The 1,234-nt window shown below is 63.0% G+C and carries 1 protein-coding gene; it reads right to left on the bottom strand.

Translation table 11 applies throughout. The annotated features are described in order from the left end of the window. Positions 1–306 precede the first annotated feature (306 nt). On the bottom strand, positions 307–1,234 hold a 928-nt coding region (locus EN939_RS34815; protein ID WP_164751538.1), incomplete at its 5' end, for a homoserine dehydrogenase.

The following is a 1,234-nucleotide window of genomic DNA, read 5'->3' as shown; positions in this document are numbered from 1 at the left end:
CGTGTCGTACAACTCGGACGCCTGTTCGCCGGCGTCGTCGAGCATCTCCGCGCCCCGCGCCGAAATGCTCTTGTTGATCCTGGTGATCTCCTTGCGCAAATCGGCAATCTGCTTTTCCAGCGTCTTCTGGATGTCGTCGATATTAGGGGTGTCGGACTTGTTGGTATCGGCCATGAAGCGGTTCCTCTGGTTGCTGACCAAGAGAACGGCGACGACACCAATTCGTTCCCGCGTGGCGGCTGTCCCCACCAGACCAGACCTCAATGCCTGCGGGATTCCTGTCCCGCAGGGCCTATCGGGCGAAAGCTACCCTGCCCGCTCGATGCGGATGACCTGCGGCTTGTCGGTCAGATGGCCATCCTTGGTGATGCCATCGACGGCCTTGCGCACAGCAGCCTCCGTCGTCTCGTGGGTGACGAGGATCACCGTCTTCTGTGCCGCCGCCTCGCCATTGACCGCGTGCTGGACGATCGATTCCAATGAAATGTCATTATCGGCCATGCGCTTGGCGATTGCCGCGAAGACGCCGATGCGGTCATGCACGGTCAACCGGATGAAATAGCCGCCGGCATGGCTGCGCATCTGCGCCTTCTTGTAGGGTTTCAGCTCCTTCGCCGGCCGTCCAAAGACCGGACCATGCTGGAAGCCTGGCCGGCTCTTGGCGATGTCGGCGATGTCGCCAATGACGGCCGAGGCGGTGGCGTTGCCGCCGGCACCGGGGCCTGACAGCAGCAGTTCGCCCAGAATGTCGGTCTCGATCGCCACCGCATTGGTGACGCCATGCACCTGCGCGATGACCGATGCCGTCGGCACCATCGTCGGATGCACGCGCTGCTCGATGCCGCTCTCGGTGCGCTGGGCGACACCCAGCAGCTTGATCCGGTAGCCAAGATCGGCGGCCGCGCGGATGTCGGCCTGGGTGATGTTGGAGATACCTTCCATATAGATGTCGTTGGCGGCGATCCTGGTGCCAAAGGCAAGGCTGGTCAGGATCGACAGCTTGTGCGCGGTGTCGTGGCCCTCGATGTCGAACGTCGGATCGGCTTCGGCATAGCCCAGCCGCTGCGCGTCCTTCAGGCAAGCATCGAACGAGATGCCCTCGGCCTCCATGCGCGTCAGGATGTAGTTGCAGGTGCCGTTGAGGATGCCGAACACGCGCGTAACCGAATTGCCGGCCATCGCCTCGCGCATGGTCTTGATGACGGGAATGCCGCCCGCCACCGCCGCCTCATAG

Origin of the sequence: Mesorhizobium sp. M7A.F.Ca.CA.002.05.1.1, assembly GCF_003998335.1 — a bacterium.
Lineage (GTDB): Bacteria > Pseudomonadota > Alphaproteobacteria > Rhizobiales > Rhizobiaceae > Mesorhizobium.
The sequence above is the reverse complement of the archived record's forward strand: the minus strand, read 5'-3'. Positions and strand labels throughout refer to the sequence as shown.